Annotated in this window: 2 protein-coding genes; both read left to right on the plus strand. The window is 70.9% G+C overall.

Annotated features, from left to right (window positions below):
* The first annotated feature begins 78 nt into the window (after positions 1-78).
* Positions 79-1,734, plus strand: coding sequence for a glycosyl hydrolase family 18 protein (locus FNH09_RS46050; protein ID WP_162470113.1), 1,656 nt, complete (start codon positions 79-81; stop codon positions 1,732-1,734).
* Between the two features lie 184 nt (positions 1,735-1,918).
* Positions 1,919-2,428 carry a SigE family RNA polymerase sigma factor gene (locus FNH09_RS46055; RefSeq protein ID WP_152895820.1) on the plus strand — a complete coding sequence of 170 codons (510 nt, stop codon included), beginning with the start codon at positions 1,919-1,921 and terminating at the stop codon, positions 2,426-2,428.
* Positions 2,429-2,437: the final 9 nt, after the last annotated feature.

The following is a 2,437-nucleotide window of genomic DNA, read 5'->3' on the forward strand; positions in this document are numbered from 1 at the left end:
GCCCTCCCCGGACGCACCCGCGCCGCACGCGCCCGCTCCGGACGCACCTTCTCCGGACGCACCGGCTTCTGGGCGGCCATCACCGCGACCGCCCTGTCCCTGACCTTCGCCGGCGCGGGCCTGGCGTCCGCCGCGGACGTCAACAACGTCAAGAACGCCGGCTTCGAGTCGGGCCTGACCAACTGGACCTGTTCCGCGGGCAGCGGTACGACCGTCTCCTCGCCGGTGCACAGCGGTGCGGCGGCGCTGAAGGCCACGCCCGCGGGGCAGGACTACGCCCAGTGCTCGCAGTCCGTCGCCGTGAAGCCCAACTCGACGTACACGCTGAGCGCCTGGGTGCAGGGGTCCTACACCTACCTCGGGGTGACCGGCACGGGAACGACGGACGTCTCGACCTGGACGCCCAACACCACCTGGACGCAGCTGTCGACCACCTTCACCACCGGCGCCTCGACGACGTCGGTGTCGGTCTGGTCGCACGGCTGGTACGGACAGCCCGCCTACCTCGCCGACGACTTCTCGGTGTTCGGCCCCGACGGCGGCGGGGGCGGCGACCCGGCCCCGACGGTCCCGGCGACCCCCGCGGGCCTCGCGGTGTCCGGCACGACCTCCTCGTCGGTCTCCCTGGCCTGGAACGCCGTGTCGGGCGCGACCGGCTACAACGTGTACCAGGGCGGCTCCAAGGTCCAGTCGGTGAGCGGGACCTCCGCGACCGTCTCGGGGCTCAGCGCCTCCACGGCGTACTCGTTCCAGGTCAGCGCGACCAACTCGGCCGGTGAGTCGGCGAAGTCGTCGGCCGTGACCGGGACGACGGCCGCGACCGGCGGTGGCGGGGGCGGCGGGGGCACCGTGCCCGCGCACGCCGTGACGGGCTACTGGCAGAACTTCAACAACGGCGCGACCGTGCAGAAGCTCTCCGCCGTGCAGTCGCAGTACGACATCATCGCCGTCGCCTTCGCGGACGCCACGAGCACGCCGGGCGCGGTGAGCTTCACGCTCGACTCGGCCGGGCTCGGCGGCTACACCGTCGACCAGTTCAAGGCGGACATCAAGGCCAAGCAGGCGGCCGGCAAGAAGGTCATCATCTCGATCGGCGGCCAGAACGGCACGATCTCGGTGAGCGACTCGGCCTCCGCGACCAACTTCGCCAACTCGGTGTACTCGCTGATGCAGACGTACGGCTTCGACGGCGTCGACATCGACCTGGAGAACGGCCTCAACGCGACCTACATGTCCCAGGCGCTGCGGTCCCTGTCCGCGAAGGCGGGCTCGTCCCTGGTCATCACCATGGCCCCGCAGACCATCGACATGCAGTCCACGTCGAACTCCTACTTCCAGACGGCGCTGAACATCAAGGACATCCTCACCGTCGTCAACATGCAGTACTACAACAGCGGCTCGATGCTCGGCTGCGACGGCAAGGTCTACTCGCAGGGCTCGGTCGACTTCCTGACGGCGCTCGCCTGCATCCAGCTCCAGGGCGGCCTCGACGCGTCCCAGGTCGGCCTCGGCCTCCCCGCCTCCACCAGCGGCGCGGGCAGCGGCTACGTCTCCCCGACGATCGTGAACAACGCCCTCGACTGCCTGACCAGGCTCACCAACTGCGGTTCGTTCAAGCCCTCCAAGGCCTACCCCGCCCTGCGCGGCGCGATGACCTGGTCGACGAACTGGGACGCTTCGGCGGGCAACGCCTGGTCGAACGCGGTGGGCCCGCACGTGCACGCCCTGCCGTAACCGGCGTACACCCGTAACACCCGCCCCGGCTCCTTCACGTCCACGACCCCGCGCGCCCGCCCGCCTTGCTGTGAGCCAGATCTCAGCTGTCGGTGCGTCAGCCCTGAAACATTTCCCGTACCCCACCGCATCAATGGGGTGAGGGCAGCGCAGCGCAGGCGGGAACCACGAGCAGGGGGCATACATGAGGCAGGTCCGCGCGCAGGAGTACGCGGAGTTCGCGGCGGCACGCACGGGACATCTGTACCGCTCCGCCTGCCTGCTCACCGCCGGGGACACCCATCTCGCCGAGGACCTGGTGCAGGACACCCTCGGCCGCCTCTACACCCGCTGGGGCCGGGTCTCCCGGGCCGACAACCCCGCCGCCTACGCGCAGACCGTCCTCACCCGTACGTTCCTCGCCCACCAGCGGCGCCGCAGCAGCACCGAGCGCGCCACGGACGTCCTGCCCGACCGGGCGGACGGCACCCTCGCCGACCCGTCGCTGCGACTCACCCTGATGTCGGCGCTCGGCACGCTGCCCGCCAAGGACCGGGCCGTGATCGTCCTGCGCTACTGGGAGGACCGCTCCATCCAGGAGACCGCCGACGCGATGAACGCCAGCTCGGCGGCGGTGCGCACCCGGTGCGTACGGGCCCTGGGCCGGCTGCGGGAACTGCTCGGCGACGACGTCGGCGCCTACGCCCGCCCCTGACCTCTCCCT

This window comes from Streptomyces adustus (assembly GCF_009377175.1).
GTDB classification, from domain to species: Bacteria; Actinomycetota; Actinomycetes; order Streptomycetales; family Streptomycetaceae; genus Streptomyces; species Streptomyces adustus.